Here is a 2,591-nt window from a genome sequence, read left to right as displayed (position 1 = left end):
TTAAATTAAAATAAACAGTAAGGCTATATGAGAAAGCCCTCAATAGTATTTTATATTACTGAGGGCTTTTATGTGATTAGTTTAGAATAGACTAAATAATCAAATTATAATCAATGTGTTCCATCAATTTAGCGTTATCACTATAATCGACAGGAATAGCAAGAACCGCAGGACCCGTCACAGCCATTGCTTCGTATAAAACGGTACGTAATTGAGAAGCACATTCAACATAAAATCCTTTAGCTCCAAAAGATTCAGCGTAACGTTTAAAATCAATTGCACCAAATTTTACGCCAGAATAACGACCATATTTTTCTTGCTCTTGCATTTCTACCATATTGTAAGCGTTATCTACCCAGATAATATGCAAGATATTTGTATTTAACCGAACGGCAGTTTCTAATTCCATGGACGATTGCATAAAGCCACCATCACCAGAAACAGAAATAATTTTATCTGAAGGTCGAACAAAAGAAGCGCCAATTCCCCAAGGTAATGCAACGCCCATAGTTTGTTGTCCATTAGAAATTAACATTTGTCTTGCTTTAAAACTGTATAGATAACGTGCAAGCCATATATGAAAACTTCCCATATCAATACAGAGTGTTACATCGTTATCAATAATATTTTGCATCTCATAAATGATGGTTAAAGGATGAATCGGAGAACCATGACGAAAATAACTGTTTTGTTGCAGAGCTTCTCTTTGGTGACGAATTTTTTCTAAAATCTGATGAGTATTATTTGAGAGTGTCATTTGAGATGCCGATTGTTTAGAAAAATATTGAGTTAAATTATCAATCGTTAATTTGATATTTCCTGTTAATTCTAAATCAGGGCAGTAAGCTAAATCGATTTCAGCTGGAATTTCATCAATATGAATGATATTAGCGTTATTGTGATTCCACAATGAAGGTTCATATTCGATAGGGCTATAACCTAAAGTAATGACTAAATCAGCGTGAGATAATAATTCATCACCGGGCTGATTGTTAAATAAACCAATACGACCAGCAAATAAAGAAAAATGGCGTTGAGCAATTGCTCCAGCTGATTGATAAGTACCTACAATCGGTAGAGGGCAAATATCAAGTAACTTTTGTAATGCTAATGCATTTTCAGGATAACTCGCTTGTAGTCCTAATAAAATAACCGCACTTTTTAGCATTCAATAGCAATTTAACGGCTTCTTGAATAGCTTCATTATTTGCACTACCAATATTGGATTTTGATTTTGGGACTAATATTGGGCTATTAACTTCATTATTTAAAATATCCATTGGAAAAGTTAAAAAAGCCGCACCGGGTCTTCCAGATTCCGCATGACGAAAGGCATTCGCCATGGTTTCAGAAATTGATTTTGAGGAGTCAATTTCAGCACAAAATTTAGTGATAGGATTAAACATGGTAACGGTATCCATGCTTTGATGAACTAATTTTAATCTATCAGAGGATTTTACTGAGCCTCCCAATGCAACTAATGGATCACCTTCTGACGTTGCTGTTGCGATGCCCGTTGTAAGATTAGAACAACCCGGCCCTGATGTTGCGATAGCAACGCCCGCTTTACCAGTTAAACGTCCAACGGCAGCAGCCATAAATGCCGCGTTAGCTTCATGACGAACAACCACTGTTTCAATACTAGAATCAACAAGAGAATCAAATACACGATCAATTTTCGCACCCGGAATACCAAATACTTGTTTTATGCCGTGTCGTTCTAATTGTTTGACAACTAAATCTGCACCACATTTCCAATGAGGAGTATTCATATAACCTTCTTTGATTTTGCAAGTGAATAAAAAATTGGATTGAGAATAAAGTGAAGCCGTTTTTTAAATTAATTTTCGGCTTGTTCTATTGCCTGATGGAGGTTGTCTGGCATTAAGTTAGCTTGAAGAAAAGATGATTGATTGGGTAAGTCAATGGTAAAGCGGGAAATAATACCGATTTTTAATATTCCTTTTTTTAAGTAGTAATCAAGAACATGACCTCCACCTTGACGTTGTTGATTAATATAATGTTCATGAAAACCAGCAACATTGATCCCTTGAGTAAATTGTGGGGAACGAAAACCTGCAATAATCCCTGTTTCATGATGAAATGTGAAAAGAGGCTGATCTTCGATAGCGTCTAACATGGGTAAGTAGGGAGGCTCTTGACGAGGAACCGTGCGTGTTTTAACTAATTCAAATTCACCTTCAATTCTGATTGCACAAAATAGATTGTCGGAAGGAACATACTGATTAATGATATTATGTATTTCTTTTTGTGATGCACCATAAGAAAAGTGATGTTCAATATCACAATTAAAAAATGTCATTACAGCAAAAGGGGATTTTTGAGAATGTAAAGCTTCACGAGCACTCCCATCGGAGCGTAATTGAAAAACATTATTGTCGAATGCAACGAGTTCACCATCAAGTTGCTCGAAAGTCCCCAAACCAAAATCACCATGCTTTAATAAATCAGCAATAGTAACATCGCTATCATATACACCCGCAATTAAACTACTCATTAATGAATTTGATAAATAGTACATTCGGGATGATTATTAATATAATTGTTTATGTTAGTTATTATTTCCTGCC

Annotated in this window: 2 pseudogenes; both read right to left on the bottom strand. The window is 35.3% G+C overall.

The window, feature by feature from the left end:
- Nucleotides 1–91: 91 nt before the first annotated feature.
- Nucleotides 92–1,772, bottom strand: a pseudogene (alsS, locus tag BHE89_RS14405) (acetolactate synthase AlsS).
- A 68-nt stretch (nt 1,773–1,840) separates the two neighbouring features.
- A pseudogene (gene budA / locus BHE89_RS14400) lies at nt 1,841–2,591 on the bottom strand (acetolactate decarboxylase); the annotation flags it as partial.

The sequence above is a fragment of the Shigella sp. FC1967 genome, from assembly GCF_001743005.1.
Classification (GTDB): Bacteria; Pseudomonadota; Gammaproteobacteria; order Enterobacterales; family Enterobacteriaceae; genus Proteus.
Note: the sequence above shows the minus strand (reverse complement) of the source record. Positions and strands in the feature narration are given on the sequence as shown.